The organism is Brevibacillus fortis (genome assembly GCF_003013395.1).
Lineage (GTDB): Bacteria > Bacillota > Bacilli > Brevibacillales > Brevibacillaceae > Brevibacillus > Brevibacillus fortis.
The window spans coordinates 30,679-56,943 of record NZ_PXZM01000029.1 but is presented as its reverse complement, the minus strand read 5'-3'; the positions used below and the strand labels follow the sequence as shown (position 1 = coordinate 56,943).

At 48.4% G+C, this 26,265-nt stretch carries 25 protein-coding genes and 1 other annotated feature; all 25 genes read left to right on the top strand.

Annotation, left to right across the window (positions count from 1 at the left end; all coding sequences use genetic code 11):
- The first annotated feature begins 8 nt into the window (after positions 1-8).
- Positions 9-1,937 (top strand): stage V sporulation protein D, encoded by a 1,929-nt coding sequence (locus tag C7R93_RS17660; RefSeq protein ID WP_106840050.1) that lies wholly within the window; start codon positions 9-11, stop codon positions 1,935-1,937.
- A gap of 152 nt (positions 1,938-2,089) precedes the next feature.
- A complete protein-coding gene (locus tag C7R93_RS17655) occupies positions 2,090-3,568 on the top strand; it encodes a UDP-N-acetylmuramoyl-L-alanyl-D-glutamate--2,6-diaminopimelate ligase (RefSeq protein WP_106840049.1) in 1,479 nt (492 codons plus the stop codon).
- Positions 3,569-3,609: 41 nt separating this feature from the next.
- Complete coding sequence (gene mraY, locus C7R93_RS17650) at positions 3,610-4,581, top strand: phospho-N-acetylmuramoyl-pentapeptide-transferase (protein ID WP_106840048.1); 972 nt, start codon at positions 3,610-3,612, stop codon at positions 4,579-4,581.
- Positions 4,578-5,942, top strand: a complete 1,365-nt coding sequence (gene murD, locus C7R93_RS17645) for a UDP-N-acetylmuramoyl-L-alanine--D-glutamate ligase (RefSeq protein ID WP_106840047.1) — start codon at positions 4,578-4,580, stop codon at positions 5,940-5,942. The genes mraY and murD overlap by 4 nt, the downstream gene beginning before the upstream one ends.
- Before the next feature lie 65 nt (positions 5,943-6,007).
- Positions 6,008-7,102, top strand: coding sequence for a stage V sporulation protein E (spoVE, locus tag C7R93_RS17640; protein ID WP_106840046.1), 1,095 nt, complete (start codon positions 6,008-6,010; stop codon positions 7,100-7,102).
- 79 nt (positions 7,103-7,181) lie between these two features.
- Positions 7,182-8,285: an undecaprenyldiphospho-muramoylpentapeptide beta-N-acetylglucosaminyltransferase gene (murG, locus tag C7R93_RS17635; protein ID WP_106840045.1), complete on the top strand. Its 1,104-nt coding sequence runs from the start codon at positions 7,182-7,184 to the stop codon at positions 8,283-8,285.
- Positions 8,286-8,387: 102 nt separating this feature from the next.
- Positions 8,388-9,293, top strand: a complete 906-nt coding sequence (gene murB / locus C7R93_RS17630; protein WP_106840044.1) for a UDP-N-acetylmuramate dehydrogenase — start codon at positions 8,388-8,390, stop codon at positions 9,291-9,293.
- A 15-nt stretch (positions 9,294-9,308) separates the two neighbouring features.
- Positions 9,309-10,565 (top strand): UDP-N-acetylglucosamine 1-carboxyvinyltransferase, encoded by a 1,257-nt coding sequence (murA, locus tag C7R93_RS17625; protein WP_106840043.1) that lies wholly within the window; start codon positions 9,309-9,311, stop codon positions 10,563-10,565.
- 131 nt (positions 10,566-10,696) lie between these two features.
- Complete coding sequence (locus C7R93_RS17620; protein WP_106840042.1) at positions 10,697-11,482, top strand: cell division protein FtsQ/DivIB; 786 nt, start codon at positions 10,697-10,699, stop codon at positions 11,480-11,482.
- Between the two features lie 22 nt (positions 11,483-11,504).
- A complete protein-coding gene (locus C7R93_RS17615; RefSeq protein WP_106840041.1) occupies positions 11,505-12,215 on the top strand; it encodes a DUF881 domain-containing protein in 711 nt (236 codons plus the stop codon).
- 20 nt (positions 12,216-12,235) lie between these two features.
- On the top strand, positions 12,236-12,982 hold the full coding sequence (locus C7R93_RS17610) for a DUF881 domain-containing protein (RefSeq protein ID WP_106840040.1): 747 nt from the start codon (positions 12,236-12,238) through the stop codon (positions 12,980-12,982).
- Positions 12,983-12,984: 2 nt separating this feature from the next.
- Positions 12,985-13,332 carry a small basic family protein gene (locus tag C7R93_RS17605; RefSeq protein WP_007717721.1) on the top strand — a complete coding sequence of 116 codons (348 nt, stop codon included), beginning with the start codon at positions 12,985-12,987 and terminating at the stop codon, positions 13,330-13,332.
- A gap of 142 nt (positions 13,333-13,474) precedes the next feature.
- The gene (ftsA, locus tag C7R93_RS17600) at positions 13,475-14,731 is read left to right on the top strand and encodes a cell division protein FtsA (protein ID WP_106840039.1); all 1,257 of its coding nucleotides are present in this window, start codon (positions 13,475-13,477) and stop codon (positions 14,729-14,731) included.
- Positions 14,732-14,858: 127 nt separating this feature from the next.
- Positions 14,859-16,007 (top strand): cell division protein FtsZ, encoded by a 1,149-nt coding sequence (ftsZ, locus tag C7R93_RS17595; RefSeq protein ID WP_015892088.1) that lies wholly within the window; start codon positions 14,859-14,861, stop codon positions 16,005-16,007.
- A 236-nt stretch (positions 16,008-16,243) separates the two neighbouring features.
- On the top strand, positions 16,244-17,206 hold the full coding sequence (gene spoIIGA, locus C7R93_RS17590; RefSeq protein WP_106840038.1) for a sigma-E processing peptidase SpoIIGA: 963 nt from the start codon (positions 16,244-16,246) through the stop codon (positions 17,204-17,206).
- A gap of 2 nt (positions 17,207-17,208) precedes the next feature.
- On the top strand, positions 17,209-17,931 hold the full coding sequence (gene sigE / locus C7R93_RS17585; protein ID WP_007717727.1) for an RNA polymerase sporulation sigma factor SigE: 723 nt from the start codon (positions 17,209-17,211) through the stop codon (positions 17,929-17,931).
- Between the two features lie 149 nt (positions 17,932-18,080).
- Complete coding sequence (sigG, locus tag C7R93_RS17580; protein ID WP_007717728.1) at positions 18,081-18,860, top strand: RNA polymerase sporulation sigma factor SigG; 780 nt, start codon at positions 18,081-18,083, stop codon at positions 18,858-18,860.
- A 160-nt stretch (positions 18,861-19,020) separates the two neighbouring features.
- Positions 19,021-19,299: a YlmC/YmxH family sporulation protein gene (locus C7R93_RS17575; RefSeq protein ID WP_106840037.1), complete on the top strand. Its 279-nt coding sequence runs from the start codon at positions 19,021-19,023 to the stop codon at positions 19,297-19,299.
- Between the two features lie 81 nt (positions 19,300-19,380).
- Positions 19,381-20,211, top strand: coding sequence for a peptidoglycan editing factor PgeF (gene pgeF / locus C7R93_RS17570; RefSeq protein WP_106840036.1), 831 nt, complete (start codon positions 19,381-19,383; stop codon positions 20,209-20,211).
- Between the two features lie 20 nt (positions 20,212-20,231).
- Positions 20,232-20,930: a YggS family pyridoxal phosphate-dependent enzyme gene (locus C7R93_RS17565; protein ID WP_106840035.1), complete on the top strand. Its 699-nt coding sequence runs from the start codon at positions 20,232-20,234 to the stop codon at positions 20,928-20,930.
- 43 nt (positions 20,931-20,973) lie between these two features.
- Positions 20,974-21,399 carry a cell division protein SepF gene (locus tag C7R93_RS17560; protein WP_106840034.1) on the top strand — a complete coding sequence of 142 codons (426 nt, stop codon included), beginning with the start codon at positions 20,974-20,976 and terminating at the stop codon, positions 21,397-21,399.
- Positions 21,400-21,430: 31 nt separating this feature from the next.
- On the top strand, positions 21,431-21,694 hold the full coding sequence (locus tag C7R93_RS17555) for a YggT family protein (protein WP_106840033.1): 264 nt from the start codon (positions 21,431-21,433) through the stop codon (positions 21,692-21,694).
- Between the two features lie 13 nt (positions 21,695-21,707).
- Positions 21,708-22,481: a YlmH family RNA-binding protein gene (locus C7R93_RS17550; protein ID WP_106840032.1), complete on the top strand. Its 774-nt coding sequence runs from the start codon at positions 21,708-21,710 to the stop codon at positions 22,479-22,481.
- A 100-nt stretch (positions 22,482-22,581) separates the two neighbouring features.
- Positions 22,582-23,073: a DivIVA domain-containing protein gene (locus C7R93_RS17545; protein ID WP_106840031.1), complete on the top strand. Its 492-nt coding sequence runs from the start codon at positions 22,582-22,584 to the stop codon at positions 23,071-23,073.
- A 70-nt stretch (positions 23,074-23,143) separates the two neighbouring features.
- Positions 23,144-23,413, top strand: a binding site (T-box leader).
- 46 nt (positions 23,414-23,459) lie between these two features.
- Entirely contained in the window at positions 23,460-26,237 is a 2,778-nt protein-coding gene (gene ileS / locus C7R93_RS17540) for an isoleucine--tRNA ligase (RefSeq protein WP_106840030.1), read from the top strand.
- Positions 26,238-26,265 lie beyond the last annotated feature (28 nt).

Sequence of the window (26,265 nt, the reverse complement as noted above, 5' to 3'; positions counted from 1 at the left end):
GACTCGCTTTGCGGGTATCCAATGCTACTGTACGCCGTCGGATTTTTATCATCTTGATTGTAGGAGTGGTTCTGTATTCGGCGCTTGTCACCCGATTGGGTTATGTTCAATTGATAGAAGGCCCGAAACTCTCGCAAATGTCAGATGAACTGCTCAAACGGGAAATTAAATTTCAACCCAATCGCGGTCGCATTCTAGACAGAAGCGGCAATGAGCTCGTGACGAATATGACCGTCCCGACACTGGTATCGGTAGGGGCGCAGATCAAGGACCCTAGAGAAACAGCGAGACAGCTCGCCATCATTTTGGAGCAAAAAGAAGAAGATGTATTTCGTGCCATTACGAAAAAAGAAATGAGCAACAACCAGATTCCAGGCGGAAGAAAACTGTCTCTTGAAAAGGCGAGAAAAATACAAGAACTGAACTTGCCAGGTATATACTTAGCAGGGGATACGAAGCGTTTTTACCCGAACGGAAGTATGGCTGCCCATATTCTTGGCTTCACAGGCATTGATAATCAAGGGTTGACAGGGCTAGAAAAAATTTACGATCCCTTTTTGATGGGTACCGATGGCCATATCTCGTTTCCGTCCGATGCCAAAGGACGTGTACTGCCAGGTGGAACTGAAGACTACGTCGCACCCGTAAATGGCATGGACATGTATTTAACACTCGATAGCACCATCCAATCGTTTATCGAACGCGAGCTGGATCAGGCGGTGGTTGCTTATCAGCCTGATGATGTTCTGGCTATCGCCATGAATCCGAAGACAGGGGAAATATTGGGGATGGGCAGCCGGCCGACTTTTCAACCGGATGAGTATAGGGACTATCCTTCAGAGGTGTACAATCGAAATCTCCCAATTTGGAAAACATACGAGCCTGGTTCCACTTTCAAGATTGTGACCCTGGCAGCCGCTTTAAATGAAGGTGTCATCAATCTGAACGAGGGCTTTTACGATCCAGGATTCATCAACGTGGCAGGTAAGCGATTGCGATGCTGGAAGCGGCAGGGGCATGGACAGGAAACGATGTTGGAAGTGGTTGAGAATTCTTGTAACCCTGGCTTTGTTACGATGGGCCAGCGACTGCAAAAAGAACGACTTTTTGACTACATCAAAAAATTTGGCTTTGGACAAAAGACAGGGATCGATTTGATTGGCGAAGAAAACGGGCTGCTATTCAACTTGAAAAAAGTGGGACCCGTAGAGCTGGGGACGACTTCTTTCGGTCAAGGGGTATCGGTAACGCCGATTCAACAAATGGCTGCAGTCTCAGCCACTATCAATGGTGGCAAGCTCATGAAGCCGTTTGTCGCCAAAGAATGGCGGGATAGTGTGACACACGATGTCGTGGCGAGAACCTTGCCGACAGAAGTTCGACAGGTGATTACCGAAGAGACTTCAGCCAAAGTTCGGCATGCGCTGGAAAGTGTGGTCGCTCAAGGAACAGGTAATAAGGCATATATTGAAGGGTATCGGGTAGGAGGAAAGACGGGAACAGCGCAAAAGGTAAAAAATGGTCGTTACGTCGATGGGGAATACATCGTGTCATTTATCGGCTTTGCGCCAGCTGATGATCCGCAGATCGTTGTTTACTTCGCTGTAGACAATCCGAAAGCACTGGCGTTTGGTGGATTAATCGCTGCCCCGAGTGTAAAAAGTATTATGGAATCTTCCCTTCAACATTTGAATGTACCCAAACGAAAAGATGGCATCCCCAAGGAAATTAACAAAGCTCTTGGAGAAAGGGCGCCAATCGAAGTGCCAAACATGGTCGGACAATCCATGAGAGAAGTAGTGACAACGTATGATACTCTGCCGCTAGTCGTTTCAGGTAAAGGTCAGTACGTCATCCAGCAGTCCCCTGCACCTGGAGTAAAAATTGATGAGGGCGGAAAAATTCGCATATACCTTGGTGACAAATTGACCAATTAGCTATAAAATGAGATTTCGAAGGCGGAGGGGAGTAGGCTTGTCTACGTTCGCTCTGCCTTTGTTCGTCAAGACTGCGCCTAAAAGAACGGCGTAGCCAAGTACAAATGTTCAAATTTCTGTCTATACTAGTTGGAGAATGGGGTGCCTGTTTCATGTTTCTACGGGATCTGCTCATGCCTTTGTTACCAGTAACGGTTTCGGGGGATGACAGCATGGAGATTACGGGTTTGACAGCAGACTCGCGCCAGGTAAAGCCCGGCTACTTGTTTGTTTGTCTGACTGGATATACCGTGGATGGACATACGTTTGCGGCCCAGGCGGTGAAGAATGGTGCCGTCGCCGTGTTATCCGAACAAGATCTGGACGTGCCAGCGACTATTGTCAAAGTACCGGATACCCGGCGGGCAATGGCTATGCTGGCTGATCGTATTTTCGGATCTCCCACAAAAGAAGTAAAAGTCATTGGCGTAACGGGAACAAATGGCAAGACGACCACTACGCATCTGATCGACAAAATTTTGTGCGATCAAAGCAAGCAAACAGGCTTAATCGGCACGATCCATATGAAAATTGGAGACGTAACGGAGGAAGTCAAAAATACGACTCCGGATGCCATAGATTTGCAAAGAAGCTTTCGTCGCATGTGCGATGTGAACACAGACTATGCGATTATTGAGGTTTCCTCCCATGCACTGGAGCTGGGAAGAGTGCGCGGTTGCGAAATCCATACAGCGGTTTTCACCAACTTGACGCAGGATCACCTCGACTATCATAAAACGATGGAAAACTATCGCTACGCCAAATCGTTGTTGTTTTCCCAGCTGGGCAACAGCTACGACACAGACCGGTTAAAAACGGCTGTACTGAATGCGGATGATGAGGCGTCCGAATTATACGCCACCGTTACACCTGTGCGAGTCATTACATACGGCATTGATCAGCCAGCAGATGTAAGGGCAAAACAAATCGAAATCACGAGCAAAGGAACTTCCTTTACAGTCGAAAGCTTCGCTGGCAGTGCGCGTCTGAACTTGAAGCTGATGGGAAAGTTCAATGTGTATAACGCTTTGGCAGCTATTGCGGTTACACTCGCTGAAGGTATTTCACTAGAAGAAATCAAAGCGAGCCTGGAAGAGGTAGCAGGCGTAAATGGGCGATTTGAAGCAGTGGATGCTGGTCAGCAGTTTGCAGTACTCGTCGACTACTCCCACACCCCAGACAGTTTGGAAAATGCATTGATGACCGTCAAGGAATTTGCCCGTGGCAACGTATTTTGCATAGTTGGCTGCGGAGGCGACAGGGATAAAACGAAACGCCCAATCATGGCGCAAATTGCAACGAAGTATGCTGATCTGACCGTCTTAACATCAGATAATCCGCGCTCGGAGGAGCCACAGGCGATTCTTGATGACATGCTGGCTGGCTTGTCGGAAGTGGCACCCGAACGTTATGCGGCACTGGCTGACCGACGCGAAGCCATTGCGCATGCAGTTTCGCTTGCAAAGCCGGACGATGTGATCTTGATCGCCGGAAAAGGACACGAAACGTATCAAATGATAAAAGACCAGGTGCTGCCCTTCGATGACCGTAAAGTTGCGCGCGAAGCGATTGCCCGGTACAACCAAGAATAGACAGATGCAACAAACTGCATCGAAAGAAAGGAGGCTCGGGCATGTTCGTTGACAACGTCCTAATCGTCACGATCGTCGCTGCGTTTCTCATCGCCGTACTCATTGGCCCATTGTTTATTCCCTTCCTTCGCCGCCTGAAATTTGGGCAGGCAATTCGTGAGGAAGGACCGCAATCCCATTTTAAGAAGGCTGGAACTCCCACGATGGGAGGCTCCATCATTCTTTTGGCACTCATATTTACCGTGTTGAAGTTTGCCAATGCAAAAATGGAAATTTACTTCCTGTTACTGGTGACTCTTGGATACGGTTTAATCGGCTTTTTGGATGATTTCATCAAAATCAAGAAAAAACGTAACCTCGGGTTAACCGCCAAACAAAAGTTTGCTGGTCAGATTGTCTTGGCAATCGGCGCTTACATTTTACTGCTCATGATGGGGCATGACACGTCCATCCATCTGCCAGGTACACCGTGGAAGCTTGAGCTTGGCTATTTTTACTTCCCATTCCTGTTGTTCCTCTTGGTAGGTACAACAAATGCCGTTAACATCACAGATGGATTGGATGGACTATTGGCAGGGACGGGTGCAATCGCTTTTGGTGCTTATGCGATCATCGCATGGTTTGGTCAAGATTATGACACCGCTATTTTTAGTGCGGCTGTTGTAGGTGCGGTACTTGGCTTCCTCGTCTTTAATGCACATCCGGCACGCGTCTTCATGGGCGATACGGGTTCACTCGGACTCGGTGGAGCGCTGGCGGGAATTGCGATCATGACCAAGACGGAATTGCTTTTGGCTATTATCGGTGGGGTATTTGTTGTCGAGACGATTTCTGTCATTATGCAGGTAGTCTCCTTTAAGACACGTGGAAAGCGTATTTTCCGCATGAGTCCTCTGCATCATCATTTTGAATTAACGGGCTGGTCAGAGTGGCGCGTGGTTGTCACGTTCTGGCTCGTCGGTATGTTCTTTGCTGGATTGGGTGTATACCTTGAGGTGGTGACAATCAGATGATGCGTTTTCATGATAAGCATGTCGTCGTTATTGGTATGGCAAAGAGCGGTGTCGCAGTGGCAAAACTGCTACACCGCTTTGGTGCTCATGTCGTCGTAAATGATAAAAAGCCACGTGAAGAAGCAGTGGGTATAGAAGAGCTGGAATCGTTGGGGATTCCAGTCATTTGCGGCTATCACCCAGATGATCTGATTCATGAAGGGGTATCCCTTGTGGTCAAAAATCCGGGGATTCCGTACGAAGCAGCACCCGTCAAGCAGGCGCAGGAACTTGGCATTCCTGTTGTGACGGAGGTGGAGCTGGCCTCCCAGATTGCCAAGGCACCGATTATCGGCATTACAGGCTCCAATGGCAAGACCACGACCACTACGCTCGTCGGACTGATTTTCAAAGAAGCGGGTCTGGATGCGAAGGTAGGAGGCAACATTGGTACCGTGTTGTGCGGTCTGGCGGAGGAAGCAGGTCCCGACGAATGGCTAGTTGCCGAATTGAGCAGCTTCCAACTGATGGGGACGAGGGAATTCCGCCCGCATATCGGTGTTTTGCTCAATCTGTATCCTGCTCATCTGGATTACCATCACACAATGGAAGAGTATTTGGCAGCCAAACTGAAAATGTTTGCCAACCAAACGCCAGATGACGCAGCTATTTTGCCATATGACCAACCTGAGATTGTAGAAAAATGCAAAGACCTTCCTGCATCCATCTACTATTTTAGCAAGAGTCAAGAGGTGCCAAAGGGAGCTTTTGTCAAGGATGGTTTGATTCTTTTTGCAGATGGGAATGGGAATACAGAGCCAATCGTTGAGACGGCGGACATTACCGTTCCACATCTGGACAACGCACTGGCTACGATTCTTGTTGCAAAGCTCGCAGGCGCGGACAAGCAATCGATCATACAAGTTCTTACTACCTTCCCAGGGGTAGAGCACCGGATGGAGTTCGTAGATTCGATTCGTGGTGTCAAATACTTCAATGATTCAAAAGCGACCAACCCGGAAGCGGCATCGCGCGCTTTGCAAGCATGCAAGGAGCCGATCGTCTGGATTTGCGGCGGGCTGGATCGTGGTGTTGATTTTCGGGAACTGCTGCCTGTGATCCAAGGTCGGGTAAAAGCAGTAATCGCTCTCGGGCAGACGGCTCCGATTTTATTGGAACGCGCTCAGGAAGCAGGGATTAATGAGCGTATCCATGTCGATACTGTGGAAAAAGCCGTTCTTGCTGCTTCCCAGTTGGCCGAATCAGGTGATGTGGTCTTACTGAGCCCTGCTTGTGCGAGTTGGGACATGTTTCCTTCGTTTGAGACAAGGGGGAGCATGTTTAAGGACGGCGTGCATAGACTTAAAACAAGCCTAGCATAACGTCCCACTGCACAATCAAGAATACGACAAAAGCGGGACGGCATGAGAAAGGATGACCTGGCACAATGAGCAAGGTACGCTCTGCCCCCGACTTCGTAATTATTTTTGCAACACTTTTTTTATTGGGAATTGGCATCGTGATGGTGTACAGCGCCAGTGCGATCGTAGCGCAAAAGCCGCCATTTTCCGATCCGTATTTTTTCGCCAAGCGGCAACTTATCTTCGCTCTGTTAGGGATTACATCCATGTACATTACGATGAATATCGACTACTGGGTGTGGAAGCAATGGGCCAAGCCAGGGTATCTGGTGAGCATCGGTCTGTTGATTCTCGTTCTGATCATCGGGATCGAAGTAAATGGTTCGAAAAGCTGGCTGGGTTTTGGAGCCTTTGGAATTCAACCAGGTGAATTTGCGAAGCTTGGCGTCGTTGCATTCCTGGCGAAGTGGCTCTCCGATAATCAGAAGCAAATTGTCTTGTTCCGAAAAGGTCTTATGCCTGCCTTGGGAATCCCGGTTCTGTGTTTTGGCTTGATCATGCTGCAACCGGATTTGGGTACAGGGACGGTTTTGATGGGAACAGCAGTCGTCATGATTTTTGCGTCAGGTGCGCGGATCAGTCATTTCGTCGGATTGGGAATGATTGGAGTTGTCGGCTTCATTGGCTTGGTTTTGTCAGCTCCTTATCGAATCAAAAGGATTACGTCCTTCCTCGATCCGTGGTCTGACCCGCTCAATACCGGCTATCAAATCATCCAATCCCTTTACGCAATAGGTCCCGGCGGCTTGTTGGGTCTTGGTCTTGGGCAAAGCAGACAAAAGCATTTGTACCTGCCTGAGCCTTACAATGATTTTATTTTCTCGATTGTCGCAGAGGAGCTGGGCTTTATCGGAGGCACGCTCATACTCCTGCTTTTCCTCCTCTTGTTGTGGAGGGGAATGCGGACGGCGATTACGGCTCCAGATTTGTTCGGAAGCCTCCTTGCGCTAGGGATCATCGGCATGATTGCCATCCAGGTGGTCATCAATGTCGGTGTTGTGACAGGGATGTTTCCCGTGACAGGAATTACGTTGCCGTTCTTAAGCTACGGAGGTTCATCATTGACACTGATGCTCACCGGTGTAGGTGTCTTGTTGAACATCTCCCGTTTTTCTCGATAATAGAAACCTCAACGGGGAGTAGGGAATAAGCAAGGAAATCAGCCTATTGCTACTCCTTCTCAAAAAAGGGTGTGAACGTATGCGTGTCGTCTTAACAGGCGGTGGCACAGGTGGTCATATTTATCCGGCGCTTGCGGTGGCGAGGGAAGTTTCCCGCCAAAATCCGCAGGCTGCCTTTTTGTATATTGGCAGTAAAAAAGGCTTGGAAGCAGGATTGGTTCCGAGATCAAACATTCCATTCCAAGCGGTGGAAATTAGCGGATTGAAACGCAAGCTGTCGTTGGACAACCTGAAGACCTTGTGGAAATTCGTCCGGGCAGTTGGCGATGCCAAGAAAATGCTGCGTGAATTCAAGCCGGATGTCGTAATTGGGACGGGTGGCTATGTATGTGGTCCAGTCGTATATGCAGCTTCGCGATTGGGGATTCCGACCCTCATCCATGAGCAAAACGTAGTGCCAGGCTTGACCAACAAGTTTCTTTCTCGTTCAGCTACTCGGGTGGCCGTTTCGTTCAAAGAATCGCTTGCCCATTTTCCCTCGTCCAAAACGGTACTGACCGGAAATCCGCGTGCAACAGAAGTCATGCATGGTAATGCAGAGGCGGGTCGTAGCTTTTTGGGCGTGGACAAGAACAATAAAATCGTGCTGATCTTTGGCGGCAGCAGGGGAGCACGCGCTATAAATGAGGCGGTGCTTTCGGTTGTTACGCAGTTGGGCAAATATGCCGATACTCATTTTGTATATGTGACGGGCGACGTTCATTTTGAAACGATCTCGGCACAGCTTCGTGAACTAGGAACACTTCCAAGTAACATTTCTGTGCTTCCTTTCGTCCATAATATGCCGGATGTTTTGGCGGCGACGCATGTATTGGTTGGGCGTGCAGGGGCATCTACCTTGGCAGAAATAACGGCACTAGGTGTGCCTTCGATTTTGATTCCGTCCCCCTACGTCACGAACAACCATCAAGAGAAAAATGCAAGGGGATTGGAACGCGCAGGGGCAGCTCATGTCATCGTAGAGCGGGAGCTTACCGGAGAGAGCTTGCTACTTTCCTTGGAAAATATCCTTGCTAATCCAGCGAAATGGGAAGAGATGAAAAACAGTTCTCTTTCCTTGGGGATGCCGCAAGCTGCGACGGAGATTGTCCGCCAATTAGATGCGATTACACGAAAAAAATGATCAGATGGGCGATTGTCACGCCGATCTGGGCGAACGCATAGTATGGAGCAAACACGTGAGAAGACTAGGTCCGACCTAGCAAACGTATCAGGAGGTTCACAAATGAAAAAGATCGCAGATGAACTCATGCAAGCAGGAATCGAAAAAGTGTGGACCGATGAACCCCTTGCTAATCATACAACGTGGCGGATCGGGGGCCCTGCTGATTTGTTAATCCAACCCAAGGATAAAGCATCCTTGCAAAAAGCCTTGCAGATCATCCATCGTCATGAAATTCCTTGGAGCGTAATCGGGCGCGGTTCAAACCTTCTGGTGAGGGACAGAGGGATACGTGGAGCCGTGCTTAAAGTGGCCGAGGGCTTAAGCCACTGCGAGTTCAGGGGCGAAGAGGTGTGTGTGGGTGCCGGATATTCCATGATCCGCTTGGCGGTGGAGACAGGCAAGATGGGATTAACAGGTATGGAGTTTGCAGGAGGGATTCCTGGTACGGTAGGCGGCGCCGTCTATATGAATGCGGGGGCACACGGATCTGATCTTTCACGTATTCTTATTGATGCCGAGATCCTTTTCGAAAACGGCGAAAGTAAAGTGTTGAGTAACGAGGAACTGAGCTTTAGCTATCGGACTTCTCTTTTGCAGAAGCAAAAAGGGATCGTGCTAGAGGCCCGTTTTCAATTGAGAACGGGAGACAGCAAAGAGATTTCCGCTACGCTTGCTGCGAACAAGGAACGACGCCGCGCTACACAGCCACTGCAAATGCCGAGTTGTGGCAGCGTGTTCCGTAATCCGCCGAATGACCACGCAGGCCGACTAATTGAGGCAGCAGGGCTGAAGGGCTATCGAATCGGAGGAGCTCAGGTTTCAGAAAAACACTCCAACTTCATCGTGAACTGCGGAGGAGCAACGGCTGCCGACGTCCTCACCTTGATTAATCACATCCGGAGCACCATTCTTGAGAAAAATGGGATTGATTTGCATTCGGAAGTCCTGGTGGTGGGCGAGGGGTAACACGGAGGTGAAAGTTTGGAGACTTTTGCGATCGAAGGCGGAAGACCTCTGTCCGGTTCGCTTCGGATCCAAGGTGCTAAGAACGCTGCTCTTCCCATTCTTGCCGCTGCTGTTCTCGCGGAAGGGCAATTCTATATCTATGACGTCCCCCATCTAAAAGATATTAAGGTCATGCTCGAAATCTTGACATTGCTTGGGGCGAATACGAAGCATGAGGACGGATGTGTCGATCTGGATACAACGTCTGTCTGTGTCCCGCAGGTGCCGGATGATTTAATGAGCCAAATGCGATCTTCGATTTTTTTGGCGGGGCCACTCCTGGCACGTCTGGGTGAGGTCACGATTTCTAGGCCAGGTGGATGTGACATTGGTGAGCGCAGGATTGATTTGCACTTGGCTGGATTGACTGCGCTTGGAGCCAAGATCGAAGAATCGGAAGGCTACATTACATTTCGGGCCAAACAATTGCGTGGGTCCAATATCTTTCTTTCCTTCCCCAGTGTGGGCGCGACGGAAAATATCATGATGGCGGCTGTGCTGGCAAAAGGCACGACTCGAATTTGTAATGCGGCGCGAGAACCGGAAATCATCGACCTCCAGAATTTCCTGAATGCCATGGGCGCGAGGATCAGAGGGGCAGGCACCGATACGATTGAAATCAGTGGTGTACCTCGCTTGCGTTCCGTCAGTTACCGGATCATACCGGACAGGATTGTAACAGGAACCTATCTGCTGGCTGTCGGTATTTCACAGGGACATATCGAGTTGACGAATACACTGCCTGAGCAATTGACGGCATTGATTGAGGTCGCTCGTAGCTGCGGTGTTGAAATCAAGACCCGCCATGATATAATGGAAATCAAAAGCACCTCCCGCCCACGTGCCTACGACCGGATCATCACCTCGCCATATCCTGGGTTTCCAACCGACTTGCAGGCGCAGCTGATGGTGTTTCTGTCACAGGCTAGGGGAACAAGCGTCATCAAAGAGACCATTTTTGAAGGAAGATTCAAACATGTGAATGAATTGGCGCGAATGGGCGCCTCTATATACGTAGATCTTGGCTCCGCTATCATTCGGGGTGTCAACAAATTGACCGCTACTAATGTAGAAGCTACAGATCTTCGAGCAGGTGCTGCATTAGTACTCGCAGGGCTTGCTGCAGAAGGTATGACCACGGTGAACCAGACCCATCATATCGATCGCGGATACGATCGGCTGGAAGAGCAATTGCGTCAATTAGGAGCCGATATATCGCGAGTATCGATCTAACCGAGGGAGAGTGGGCGGCATAATGTTATGCCGCTTTCCCTGTTTTGTTTAATGACATTTATTCGAAAGACATCCATAATTTTACTTTGCTCTGGGCAATGAGCCTAAAAAACATGAGGAAGGGTACGGCCATGGCGGTATTTGAGGAACGTATTCCGCAAGTCAAGCAACAACGCCCCAGAAGAAGGGGCAACCGCAAGCTGGTCTTTCTATTGGTGTTGTTTTTTCTTACCATTCTCATCATCGTTTTTATCCGTTCCCCTTACAGTAAGGTGCAAGAGATTCGAGTGATTGGTAATGATATTTATACGACGGAGCAAATCATTGCACAATCTGGCTTGAAAAAGGACATGCAGTTTTTAAACGTATGGGAGAACAGTGTACGAAATAACTTGAAACCATTAGAGGCCATAACTGATGTGACGCTGAGCCGCTCTTTCCCTGGATTGATTACGCTACATATAACCGAACAAAAACGCGTTGCTTTTTGGAGTGGGCAGGATGGAAGCCGCTATGCCTTACTAGACAATGGCTATGTGCTTAAACAGGTTAATTTCGCAAAGCGCGTAGTGGACAGGCCATTGATAAGCTCTTGGGCTTCACCTGAGCTCCTTCCCCACCTCGCCAAGTCGCTATCGAAATTATCACCAGATGTACTCGCGGAAATTTCGGATATTACACTGACGCCAACGGTTTACGACAAGCAACGCGTAACACTGTACATGCGAGACGGGAATGAAGTAAGAAGCGTCATCTACAAGCTGGACAAGATGATGAACTGGTACCCCACGATCGTGAAAGAATTGCCACCAGATACAAAAGGGGTGCTCTCTTTGTTTGAGCAGCCGTGGTTTATTCCGTACGGGGCTCAAGGGGCTATTCCGATACAGGAAGGGCAAGAGCAACCACAGCAGTAAATGAAAAAGGGGAAAGCAGACAATGAGTCGTCGTCGCAAATTTCATTTGTATTTAACCATCGTGACGTTTTCTACCGGCTTTCTAGTGGCCACTTCCTTCGAAACGAACAAGATTACGCGCAAAGAGCGAATGCATGATCAGTTGTTCCAGCAGGAAACCCAATTGAATGACCGAATTCTGGCGGAGAAAGAGCAAAATCGGCATCTGGAAAATCAACTGCTCGATTTGCAGCGTCAGGTGGGAAAAGTGGAAGAGGCGATGGCGGAGCGCAAGTCGGAGGCTGCTGAAACACTCAGTCAACTGGGTGCAGCGCGGATGCTGGCTGGGGTAGTCGCTGTAGAAGGGCCGGGTATCGTCATAACGATGCAGGATAGCCAGAATGCAGCGAACAGCGCAGACATCGCGAACTACATCGTGCATGAGCAGGATGTGCGCCTAGTCGTCAATGAACTGCGTGCAGCAGGTGCAGAGGCGATCAGCATTAACGGACAGCGGGTGGTGAGCAATTCCGAGATCCGTTGCATTGGACCCACGATCATCGTAAACGGCATCAAATCAGCAGCTCCGTTCGTAGTAACAGCGATCGGAAATCCCGACACACTAGACAGTGCTTTGAATTTACCGGGAGGTGTTTTGCACTCCTTGCAAGATTTTGTCCAAATAAGCGTAGCCAAAAAAGAGCGGGTAGAGCTGCCTGCCTTTGTTGGTGACGCGAAAACGAAACACTCCTAAATAAAAGGATGCGTTTACCTATGTTACAAAAAAGCCGTAAAATCACATTTATTCTTGCCATTATTAGTGCTATCATAGGTGTGATGTTGACTGTGCAATTACGAAGCAGTCTTCATCCTATTCATAAAGAGTCTCGCAGCATCGCGGAACTTCGGACCACGTTGCAAAAAGAACTGGAGAAACACAAAAACCTGCTTGCAGACATTTCAAAGTACAATCAGCTGTACTACCAATACGAAACCTCACTCAGTGAAGATGAAAGCATCTCCGTTATGAAAGAGGAGTTGGCACGGACTCGTCGGATGGCTGGTATGGTAGGGATGGAGGGAGAAGGCATCGTCATTGATGTTGTCGACGCCCATCCGGCCGAAGAACCAGTTGTGGATGAACATATGCCTGTGCCTGTTGTAGGCGACTATACGATTGACGATGAAGATTTGCGCTGGTTGGTAAATATCCTGTTTGCAAACGGAGCACAAGCTGTTTCCATTAATGGACATCGACTGATTTCTACCACGGCGATCCGCAATGTGGGAGACGTCATCCAAATCGATACCAGGACGATCAGGGCTCCGTATGAGATAAAAGCATTGGGGGAACCTGAAGTATTGTTATCCGCATTGAAGCTGGAGGGTGTAGAGGAGAACTTTCAGCTGGCGAATAAGAAGGTGCTGGCCGAAAAACGGGACAAGCTGATGATTTCAGCGAATAACGAAACACGTGTCATTCAATTTATGAAACCTGTGAAAGAAAAAGGAGATTCGTAACCATGTGGCTCCCGCTTATCGGACTGATTGTCGGTCTTGTCGTCGGCTTCCTGCTGGATTGGCGTGTGCCCCAGGAGTATAGCAGCTATCTATCAATAGCCCTCTTGGCTGGATTGGATACGATCTTTGGGGGGATTCGTTCGTTTTTAGAACGTACTTTTAACGTTCGTATTTTCATGTCTGGATTCTTTTTCAACACACTTTTTGCAGCAGGCTTGGCCTTCATCGGAGGGTTCTTGGGGATTGATCTATATTTGGCTGCGATCGTGGCTTTCGGGGTCCGCTTGTTCAATAATCTCGCTGTCATTAGGAGAATTGTTCTATCCAAATGGATCAATCAGCAAGAATAACGCGAAGGAAAATGGGAAGAAGGTCATTTTTTTATAAAAAATCAATAAGAAAAAAAGGGAATGGTTGTCCTGTGTGGAATAATTTATGCAGGTGTTCTCACTTTAGCAAGAAAAAAGACGTAGCAAGGGAGGTGTCACAGGTTTGGTAAGCAATGAACTCATCGTCAGCCTAGACATTGGAACATCCAAAGTACGCGTCATGATCGGCGAGATCAACAACGGTTCCATCAACATCATCGGCGTCGGACAATCACATTCAGAAGGCATCAAGAAGGGCGTGATTGTAGACATCGACCAAACCGTGCATGCCATCCGAGAAGCAGTTGATCATGCGGAGCGCATGGTTGGCGTTTCAATCGAAGAAGTGTATGTAGGGATCACTGGAAACCATATCGATCTGCATGAAACCCAAGGGGTTGTCGCTGTATCCAGCGAAGACCGTGAGATACGAGAAGAAGATATTCAACGCGTAATTCAGGCAGCGAAGGTCGTGGCTATTCCTCCAGACCGTGAAATCATCGAGGTAGTCCCGAAGGAGTACATCGTTGATGGACAAGGGAGCATCAAGGACCCGCGTGGGATGATTGGTGTCCGACTAGAAATGGAAGGGACCATTGTGACCGGGTTAAAAACGGTCGTACATAACATCGTTCGCTGTGCTCAACGAACCAATTTGCGTGTAGCTGGAATTTTCTTGCAACCGCTTGCGGCTAGCACTGTTGCTCTATCCAAAGATGACAAAAACATGGGTGTCGTTCTTGTCGACATCGGTGCGGGTTCTACCACGATCGGTGTATTCGAGCAGGGAAAACTGGCAGCGACCACCGTGATCGGCATCGGTGGCGACCACATTACGAGCGATATTTCACTGGGACTGCGTACGCATACAGATGTTGCAGATCGTGTGAAAACCAAACACGGCTGTGCTCTTATTGACGAAGCATCCGAAGATGTGAAATTCAAGGTGAATCGGATTGGCAGCGAAGTCGAAAAACAATTTACGCAAGTGGATTTGGCCAATATTGTCGAGCCGCGCGCTGCTGAAATATTCCAATTAGTCGAGGATGCTGTATACAAATTGGGCTATCGCGACGAAATTGCTGGTGGCTATGTTCTTACGGGTGGTACCGTAGCCATGCCGGGCATGTTGGAATTGGCAAAAGAAGAATTGGACGCACCTGTTCGAATCGCGATTCCTGATTACATCGGAGTGCGAGACCCTGCTTACACCACCGGGGTAGGTTTGATTCAATATGCCTTGCAGTTGATGGAGCGCCGCAGCATTCGCGTCACCCCCTCATTCAAGGGTACTCAGAAGCAAACCGTCTCGTCTTCTAAGCCAAAAGAAGGCGGCGGTTTGATGGAAAAAGTAAAAAACTGGTTTAGCGAATTTATTTAAATGGAGTTCGCTTTGCCGAGGTTAACTACAATGACGAAGTTGGGGATCGATTCGTTCCATTGTGTTTAGTTGACAGGCTTCTGTAGCCACGAAGTTTTCTTATGTTGAATTGGGGAGGACTAGCAATATGCTGGAATTTGATATGGACTTGGAATCCTTTGCACGAATTAAAGTTATTGGTTGTGGGGGCGGAGGTAGCAACGCAGTAAACCGCATGATCGCAGGTGGAGTAAAGGGTGTGGAATTCATCACCTTGAACACCGACGCGCAAGCACTCCAGCTCTCTAGTGCAGATATCAAGCTGCAAATTGGGGAAAAGCTCACACGTGGTCTTGGAGCAGGTGCGAATCCTGAGATCGGGAAAAAAGCGGCTGAAGAAAGCCGTGATTTGATTGAAAACGCTCTGCGTGGAGCTGACATGGTATTCGTAACTGCCGGTATGGGTGGAGGTACGGGTACAGGTGCAGCACCAGTTGTTGCAGAGATCGCCAAAGAAATGGGTGCTCTTACAGTTGGTGTAGTAACCCGTCCGTTCTCTTTTGAGGGTCGCAGACGTTCCCAGCACGGTGAAATCGGTATCGCTGCTCTGAAAGAAAAAGTAGACACACTGATCGTGATTCCTAACGACCGTCTTTTGGAAATCGTTGATAAGAATACGCCAATGCTCGAAGCGTTCCGCGAGGTTGACAACGTACTGCGACAAGGGGTTCAAGGTATTTCCGACCTGATTGCGGTACCTGGACTGATCAACTTGGACTTCGCTGACGTGAAGACGATTATGACTGAGCGCGGTTCTGCTCTCATGGGAATCGGTGTAAGTAGCGGTGAAAATCGTGCTGCTGAAGCAGCTCGTCGTGCTATCTCCAGCCCACTGCTTGAGACTGCGATTGATGGTGCACGCGGTGTTCTCATGAACATCACAGGCGGTACCAACCTGAGCTTGTACGAGGTTAACGAAGCAGCAGATATCGTATCTTCTGCATCGGACCCAGATGTTAACATGATTTTCGGTGCGGTTATTAACGAGGATTTGAAAAATGAATTGGTCGTGACCGTGATTGCCACAGGTTTCGAGCATAGTCAACGCGCGGCGGAAGCTCCTCGCCGTCAGCAACAGCCGATCAACACGCCTGGCAATCGTCCGACACCAGTTTCCAATACGAATAACAGCCGTGCGAAGGAAGAAGAGGAAGACAAGTCCTTCTTCTCCATGGGAAACCTGGATAATCTGGATATTCCAGCATTCCTGCGCAATCGCCGTCGCAACAAAAACTAAAGCGATAAACGACTGTCAAAAGCCTTGTTCCCGTCAGTGGGGACAAGGCTTTTTTTTCGTTGGTTGGATGAAAAATGTTAGACAAAAAAACCAAAAAAACACCGTCAAGAATTGACAGACTTTACATACACATTGATATATACTGCTTTTACTGATAGAAGTCGTCCTACTATTTACCATTTTTGCTAGGACACATGCTTACTGCCAAGTCGGTCAAAAGATGAGGGGGAAAGCAAGTGGTTGTGTATCTTGATATCATTCTACTCCTGAATGTGGCTATTGATACCTTGTTACTCTGGTTTACTGCTTATTTTCGCAAAGAGCGCATGGTGTGGTGGAGAATGATACTTGCTTCCCTGTTTGGCTCCGCGTATCTGGTCTTTTTCTTTTTTCCTGTGTTTTCTCCGATGTATCAGTGGTGGGTCAAGCTGCTCTTTTCCGTCATCATGCTGTGGATTGCTTTTGGGAACAGGAGGTTGTTGTCTTTTGTGCAAAACTTGATCATTTTTTACTTTGTCGCATTTGTATTTGGAGGGGGAGTGCTTGGGCTACAGTATTTTTTGGCGCCGCGAAATGAAATTGTGAATGGACTGGTTGTCACGCATAATGATGGGTTTGGCGTTGGTTTCAAGCCTACCCTGGGGATTGTCCTGATCGGTTTTATCCTGATCTTTTTCCTTGGGAAAAAGAGCTACCGCGCGATCCAGGAACCGCGAAGAATCGAAACCTTTCTCGTCGATGTCGTCATTACGTTGGCAGGGGAAAAAGTCATTTGCCGTGGACTTGTGGATACAGGAAATCAGCTCCACGAGCCGATTACACGAATACCCGTCATGATTATCGAAAATCGCATGTTCGCACATTTGCTTCCGCCGTCGCTTCTCCGACAAGCCGATGAAAACGGTGGAGTGTGGGAGAAGCTGGACGGATCTTGGGACCATTTGCCGCTGGAATGGCAGTCCCGGGTACGCTTGATTCCGTATCGCAGCGTTTCAAGAGGAATGGATTTTTTACTCGCAATCAAACCAGACCATGTCATGGTCGTACAAGACGGGATTCGTTTTGAAACGGAACGGGTGCTAATCGGGCTTAACCCGATCCCCTTGGCCGCTGATGGCAAGTATCAGGCCATCGTGCACCCAGCCATGATGGAAACCTATACTGAAGAATCAACCTTTATTCTCAAACAGGAGGGCTAATCATGTATGTAAAACTTCGCCTACAACTCCAATTGACCTGGTACCGAATCTTGCTATGGCTTGGTGTACGCGCCGAAGAAGTCTATTATATTGGCGGGAGTGAAGCATTGCCTCCACCGTTGACCAGAGAAGAAGAGGAGCTCTTGCTCGGACGTCTGCCGTCTGGTGATCCGGCTGTCCGCGGTATGTTGATTGAACGCAATCTTCGTCTGGTTGTATACATCGCCCGCAAGTTTGAGAATACGGGAATTAACATTGAGGACTTGGTCAGTATTGGCACCATCGGCTTGATCAAGGCAGTGAACACCTTTGATCCAGACAAGAACATCAAACTAGCTACGTATGCTTCTCGTTGTATCGAAAACGAAATCCTCATGTATCTTCGACGCAACAATAAAATTCGTTCAGAGGTATCTTTTGATGAACCGCTCAATATTGACTGGGATGGCAATGAGTTGTTGCTGTCAGATGTTTTAGGTACGGAGAATGACACGATCTATAAAAACATTGAAGACCAAGTAGATCGGAAGCTTCTGAAAAAGGCACTGGATAAGCTGTCTGACCGTGAGCGAATTATCATGGAGCTGCGCTTCGGCTTAGCCGGAGAAGAGGAAAAGACACAAAAGGATGTAGCAGATTTGTTGGGAATCTCACAGTCGTATATTTCGCGTTTGGAAAAGCGAATTATAAAACGGTTGCGAAAAGAATTCAACAAGATGGTCTAACGCATATTTTCCCAGCTTGGGGGGATACTGTTCCTAAACCGAAACAGATGGTGGTTTTTGCCACCTTCTTGGTCGGCTACGCGTCAGTTACGCGGCCTTTCAAGACAACCGGGTTAGGGACTTTTTTCTTGCTTCGAGGAGGGAAAGACGTGACGCGCAATAAGGTAGAGATATGCGGGGTAGATACCTCCAAGCTTCCGGTGTTGACAAACAAAGAGATGCGGGAATTGTTTGAGCGCCTGCAAAGTGGGGAGCTGGCTGCCCGCGAGAAGCTGGTCAACGGCAACTTGCGACTGGTGCTAAGCGTAATCCAACGGTTCAACAATCGTGGAGAGTTCGTGGATGACTTGTTTCAAGTGGGCTGCATTGGGTTGATGAAGGCGATCGACAACTTTGATCTCGGGCAAAACGTGAAGTTTTCCACGTATGCTGTACCGATGATTATCGGAGAAATTCGACGCTATTTACGGGACAACAATCCGATTCGCGTTTCCCGCTCTTTGCGAGACATCGCGTACAAGGCCTTGCAGGTGCGTGACAATCTGACCAACAAACATTCGCGAGAGCCTACCATTATCGAGATTTCTCAGGAATTGAACGTAGCCAAAGAAGATGTCGTGTTTGCACTCGATGCGATCCAGGATCCGGTTTCATTGTTTGAACCGATTTATCAGGATGGCGGCGATCCGATTTACGTGATGGATCAGATTAGTGACGAGAAGAACAAAGATGTCACGTGGGTAGAGGAAATTGCGCTTCGTGAGGGAATGCAGCGACTAGGTGACCGAGAAAAAATGATATTATCCATGCGCTTTTACGAAGGAAAAACGCAAATGGAGGTAGCAGAGGAAATCGGTATATCACAGGCGCAGGTCTCTCGATTAGAAAAAGCGGCCATTGCCCATATGCAAAAGCACGTGCAATCGTAATGAGAAACCACATAGGCAACCCGGCGGTCTTGTACCGTTCGGGTTTTTTGTATGATCGGAAAGTAAGTTTTCTAATCGCCTTACTTTTTGGCAAACAAGCGGACATATTCCTCTTTGGACTCATATACTGAAAGTAACGGAGAAAAGTAGGTGAGGGAGAATGGTAAAAATCTCTGACTTCCAGACCAAAGAAGTGGTAAATATTCTTGATGGGAAACGTCTTGGGCAAATTTCAGATTTGGAGATCGATCTACGTCACGGTCGTGTAGAGGCCATCGTCGTACCAGGACCAGGCAAGTTTCTCGGCTTCTTTTCTGCCGGGAACGATTATGTCATTCCTTGGCGCAATATTGTGAAGATCGGGAAAGATGTGGTGCTTGTTCGGATGGAAGAAGCACTTAAAGTTGAAGTGAAAACTTCCGGTGCAGAAGAATACTAACAGGTAAAGGGAGAAAGGCATGGATAGCCTTTCTTTTCTTTTCGGCTATGGTATGATTAGCCATATGAGGAAGGTGACAACATGAGAGACCCATTTGTCAGGGTAGAGGATAAGTCAATCTTATCGTTAACAGAGTGGGAGCAACAATTTCCTGGATTAGTGGCGGGGTTTACCATTCGCTCAGGCGGGGAAAGTGAACAACCGTACGGGTCTTTTAATATGGGGCTGCATGTGGGCGATGAATCTGCAAACGTAGTAGCCAATAGACGCAAGCTGGCAGAACAAGTCGGGATGTCTTTTACGGCGTGGACATGCGCCGATCAAGTTCACGGTAATCGGGTATGCCAAGTCACGGCTGGTGGTGCCGGAAAAGAAAGTCTGGAGGACGTGATATCTGCAACGGATGGTTTGTTTACCCTTGAAAAAGGAGTATTACTGACCTCGTTTTATGCTGATTGTGTTCCCCTCTATTTTCTCGATCCCGAGTCAGGAGCAATCGGACTTGCGCACGCAGGCTGGAAGGGGACAGTGGGGCGTATTGCCGAGGAAATGATGAAGGCCATGACGAAGCACTATCAGACAAAGCCAGAGGACATACGTGTCGCGATTGGCCCATCGATTGGTGGCTGCTGCTATGAAGTCGACGAGCGAATCATGACGCAGGTACGCGATTGTGTAGGCCATTGGGATAAAGCAGTCATCTCCTCCACAGGGGATCGGGATATGCTGGACCTTCGTCAGCTAAACACAGAGATATTACTCGAAGCAGGAATTTCTTCAGGGAATATTTTATCCACGGATTGGTGTACAAGCTGCAGAACAGACTTGTTTTTCTCTCATCGCAAGGAAGCAGGGATACAAGGGACTACCGGACGCATGGCTTCGTACATTGGCTGGAAGGAAAACGTCTAGAAGAAAGGGAAGGGTTCGTTATGACCAAGGAACAAGAACTGTTAAGAGAACGACTGCAATCCATCGAAGCAAGAATTCAGGCTGCTTGCGATCGGGCGAACCGCAAACGAGAGGAAGTAAAAATTATTGCAGTTACCAAGTATGTCGATGCAGATGCCATTGGGGACTTGCTCTCTGTAGGCGTAGAGAATATCGGTGAAAACCGCGTGCAGGATGCTCTGCCCAAGCACCAGCTACACGGCGAAAAAGGGATCTGGCATTTTATCGGGCACCTCCAAACGAATAAGGCAAAAGAAGTCGTAGGACGATTCCCGTACATTCATTCACTGGATCGACTTTCTTTGGCACAGGAGCTGGATCGACGCGGAGAAGCGTTGGATCATGTCGTAAAATGCTTTTTGCAGATCAATATATCAGGAGAAGAGACAAAATTTGGGCTTAGTCCCAATGACGTATTGGCTTTTTTGCGCGAAACCAGTAATATGAAACATATAAGTATCGTTGGATTAATGACGATGGCGCCTGTTGTCGAAAATCAAGAGGAAGCCAGACAGGTGTTCCGTGGCCTCTATGAGTGGAAGCAACGGATTAACGAAATGGCATTCCCGCACGCACAGGTGGAAGAGCTGTCTATGGGCATGTCTAGTGATTTTGAAGTGGCCATTGAAGAGGGAGCTACATATATTCGTTTGGGATCGGTATTGGTCAAGCCGGAGTAATGGAAAAACAGACCAGACCACTGAGTAAGAGAGGAGGAAGAGTATGGGTGTCATGAATAAATTGATGGGGTTTCTGGGGTTAGAAAACGAGGAATACATCGAAGAGACAACAACGGTTGAAGAAGAAAGAGACGAGCAAGAATCCTCGCACAAGCGCCAGCCGACCAATCGAGCAAATAACGTGGTACCGTTTCAAGCACGGGAAAAGGAGGGAATCCGTTTGATTCTCTGTGAACCCCGTCATTACAGTGACGCACAGGATATTGCTGACAACCTGCGTCATCGTAGACCAGTTGTAGTCAACCTCCATCGTGTGGAAAAAGACCAAGCGAAAAGAATTATCGACTTTTTGAGCGGGACGGTCTACGCGTTGAACGGCGATATTCAAAAGGTCGGGGACACAATCTTCGTGTGCACGCCTGACCATGTAGATATTCAGGGTACGATCTCCAGTGTGTTGGAAGAGTAGCCAACTAAGACAAATGTAGAAGGGTGAGCCAATGAAGGTTGTTTTTGACATTTTAGACTTTGTCTTTATGGTTTATCAATTCATGATTATTGCTTACATCTTGATGTCATGGGTTCCTCAAATGAGAGATACGGGTATCGGACAGTTATTGGAAAGACTGGTTGAGCCATACTTGGCACCGTTTCGCCGATTTATCCCACCGCTCGGCTTTATCGATATCTCCCCTATTGTCGCATTGATTGCATTGCGTTTTGCCTATGCTGGACTGGATGCCATCCTGAGGCAAATCCTGTAGGGCGAGTGAGACGATGAGCATATTTGAACATTTTTCAAAAGAAGAACGTCCCTTTGTTGAACGGGCGCTGGAAATGCTGACGCAAGTAGAGCGGAAGCAGGCCATGCGCCTTACTGATTTTGTAGACCCTAGGCAGTTCATGATTTTTCAGAGTCTATCCTCACAAGTAAGAGATGTGAAGGTTTCTCCTTATGGAGGCTACGAGGGTGCCGAGCGTGTTCGGATCATCATTCATCCAGATTACCTCCCTGTCGACCCCGAGGATTATCGCCTTACCTTATTGGCCATCAAGGCTGATCAGCGCTTTCATGTGCTGGAGCATCGAGATGTGATGGGGGCGATGCTCGGTGCTGGGATGAAGCGGGAGAAATTCGGAGATATGCTGACAGATTCAGCTGGCAGCTATGCGATTGTAGCAGAGGAAGTCGCTGATTTTGTTTGTGCGCAGGTGACGCAAATTCATCGGACATCTGTTCAGTTTGAGCGGGTAGAATGGGAGGCGTTTACCCCGCCTGCACCCAAGTTTGTAGAGAAAACGATCACTGTGCCATCACCGCGAATGGACGCGATCATCGGAGAAGTACATAATATGTCCCGCGCAAAAGCACTGGTGCCAATTCGAGCGGGAAAAGTAAAAATCAACTGGAAAGTAATCGAAGACCCATCTTATCAACTTCAGATGGGGGATATGGTTTCTCTCGCAGGTTTTGGGCGGTTCAAAATTCTTGAGGTAGCAGGTCCAACACGCAGCGGAAGACTTCGCATGATTGTCGGACTGGTTACATAAGATGGACAAAGGCGCAAAAAATTGTAAAATACGGCAGGAAACACTGCTAATCCTGTCGAAATGATTAAAGACGAATTATCGGGAAAAGTGGGGGGTTCATGTGCCATTAACGCCGTTGGATATACACAATAAGGAATTCAGCACAGGCTTTCGTGGGTATAACATTGACGAAGTGAACGAATTTCTCGATCAGGTGATCAAAGATTTTGAGCTCTTGATAAAAGAGAAAAAAGAACAGGAAGAGCGCGTAGCTATTTTGAATGAGCGCGTAGATTACTATAAGAGCTTGGAAGAAAATTTGAGCAAGTCGATTCTGGTGGCGCAGGAGACAGCAGAGGACGTAAAGTCGAATGCCCGCAAGGAAGCGCAGCTCATCTTAAAAGAAGCCGAGAAAAATGCAGACCGAATCGTCAATGAAGCGCTGGCGAAGTCCCGCAAAATTGCAATCGAAATCGAAGAACTGAAGAAACGCGCTTCTGTTTACCGCATGCGCTTCCGGACGCTTTTGGAGGCACAGCTGGAAATGTTGGAGAATGGCGATTGGGATAATATTGAACAGCCACATGCAGATTCGGCTGTCACCGTTGAATAAATCATTGACGTTCGACCAATGATGGTACTATAATGAAAAACAACTTTTTCGAAATAGGCACTTATACAAATCATAGACGATGAACGGGAAGAGTATGTGAGCCAGCACTGCTTAGAGAGTCGGGAAAAGGTGAAAACCCGGCCAGTTGCTTTCGCAGAAAATCACCCGGGAGTTCAATATCCGAAAGCCCAGAAAAACCTCGATGGTTAAACAGGTGAGTAAGTGAGCGCGTCATTCCCGTTACGAATGAGTGAAGTGGAACGAATCCGATGCAGGTTTTTTTGCCGTACGGGTTTGTTCAATCAGGGTGGTACCACGGGAGCTTTCTCTCGTCCCTTTTATGGGATGAGTGAAGGCTTTTATTTATTTAAGGAGTGAATCAGGCCATGGATTACAGCAAAACCTTAGCGCTACCAAAAACAGATTTCCCTATGCGCGGAAATTTGCCAAGCCGCGAGCCACAGATGCAAGCGGTATGGGAAGAGCAAAATATTTATCAACAAGTGCTTGATCGTACGAAAGACCGCCCGTCTTTTGTCTTGCATGATGGGCCTCCGTATGCGAATGGAGATATCCATATCGGTCACGCACTGAATAAAATCCTCAAGGACTTTATCGTTCGCTACAAATCCATGGCAGGCTTTTATGCGCCGTACATCCCAGGCTGGGATACACATGGTTTGCCGATTGAGCAAGCGATTATCAATGCACAAGGGCTGGATCGTCGCAGCATTGAAGTGAACGATTTCCGCCAGCGCTGTGAAGAGTATGCTTGGTCCTATATTGACAAGCAACGCGACCAATTCAAGCGTCTGGGTGTTCGCGGCGATTGGGAAAACCCTTATGTGACACTACTACCTGAGTATGAAGCCAACCAAATTCGCGTATTCGGCGAAATGGCGAAAAAGGGCTATATTTACAAAGGTCTGCGCTGCGTGTACTGGTCTCCATCTTCTGAGACGGCGCTGGCTGACGCAGAAATCGAATACAAAGACAAGCGCTCTCCTTCTATTTACGTCAGCTTCCAGGTAGCAGATGGAAAAGGCAAGCTGGACACAGAAACAGGCGTAGTCATCTGGACAACGACTCCGTGGACATTACCAGCCAACCTCGCAATCAGTCTGCACCCTGAGCTTGAATACAACGTAGTGAAGGTAGACGGCCGGAAATTCCTGGTAGCAAACGGTCTGATTGAAGCCGCGAGCAAAGAAATTGGCTGGGAAGGCGTAGAGATTCTAGCGTCCTTTAAAGGTCAAGATCTGGAAGGCGTAGAGACGAAGCATCCGTTCTACGATCGCAAGTCTCCACTCATCCTGGGTGAGCATGTAACCCTTGATGCAGGTACCGGTTGCGTTCATACTGCTCCTGGACACGGGGAAGATGACTTTAACATCGGTCAAAAATACAATTTGGGTGTACTTTGCCCAGTCGATCACGAAGGTAAAATGACCAGCGAGGCACCAGGCTTTGAAGGTCTGTTCTATGAAGATGCAAACAAAGTGATAACAGAAAAGCTGAAAGAAAACGAAGCACTCCTGAAGCTCAATTTCTTCACGCACTCCTACCCACATGACTGGCGTACGAAAAAACCGGTAATCTATCGCGCGACAGAGCAATGGTTCGCATCTATCGACGGATTCCGTGAGCAAATGCTCGAAGCGATTAAAAATGTAAAATGGATTCCGCATTGGGGAGAAACTCGCCTGGCAAACATGATTGCGGATCGTGGCGACTGGTGCATTTCCCGTCAGCGTGTATGGGGTGTACCGATTCCAATCTTCTTTTGCAAATCTTGTAATGAAGCGATCATTAATGACACGACGATCAACCATGTCGCTGATCTGTTCCGCAAAGAAGGATCGAAAGTATGGTTCTCCCGTGAAGCGAATGAGCTGGTTCCAGAAGGGCTTTCTTGCACCAAATGCGATTGCAAGGATTTCCGCAAAGAAACGGACATTATGGACGTTTGGTTCGACTCCGGTTCCAGCCACCAGGCTGTTTTGCGCGAAAGAGGCATTGCTTGGCCGGCTGATATGTATCTGGAAGGCTCTGACCAGTATCGTGGCTGGTTCAACTCTTCTCTCTCGACGGGTGTTGCCGTGTATGGCACAGCTCCTTACAAATCCGTCTTGAGTCACGGCTTTGCATTGGATGGAGAAGGACGCAAAATGTCCAAATCCCTTGGCAATGTTATCGTGCCACAACAAGTAATTGACAAGATGGGCGCAGATATCTTGCGTCTGTGGGTAGCTTCTGTTGATTACCAAGCAGATGTGCGCATTTCCGATGCGATTTTGAACCAAATCGCTGAAGTGTACCGCAAAATCCGCAATACGTTCCGCTTCCTGTTGGGTAACCTGGATGGATTTAATCCAGCAACAGACCGCGTAGCGTACGAAGAGCTGGGTGAGCTGGACCGTTATGTTCTGGCGAAAGCAGCAAAAGTCGCGAAGCGTACACGCAAAGCGTACGATGAATATCAGTTCCATACCGTTTTCCATGCCGTTCACAACTTCTGCGTCATTGATTTGTCCGCATTCTATCTGGACATTTGCAAGGATCGTCTATATGTAGAAGCGCCAGATAGTTTGAAACGACGTGCTGCACAAACGGTGATGTACGATTGCTTGCTCAGTCTGGTGAAGCTGGTTGCTCCACTGTTGCCGCATACAGCCGATGAGGTGTGGGCGTTCATTCCTGGTGTGGAAGCGAAGAGTGTACAGCTGACGGATATGCCAGAAGGCGACGAGCAACATCAGAGCTTTGCAGCAGAAGCAGAGAGCAAATGGGATGCGTTCCTGGCGATCCGAGACGAGGTTCTCAAAGCCATGGAAGAAGCGCGCCGCAACAAGGTGTTCGGTAACTCTGTTGATGCGAAGCTGGCTCTGTACCCACAAACGGAAGAAGTTGCGAAAACATTGGCAGCAATGGACGATCTGGCTGACCTGTTCATCGTGGCTCATGTGGATGTACACAGCGGGTCTGCTCCAGCAGAAGCGGTACAACTCGAAGGAATTGCTGCTGTGGTCTCTGCCGCAGACGGTGGAAAATGCGAGCGTTGCCGCGTAGTGAAACCTGATGTTGGCACTCGCGAGTCGCACGCGTCGCTCTGCGTACGTTGCGCAGATATCGTAGAACAACACTACGCAGATGTAGCAGAATAAGAATCTGTCGATCAACCTGTCATTCCTA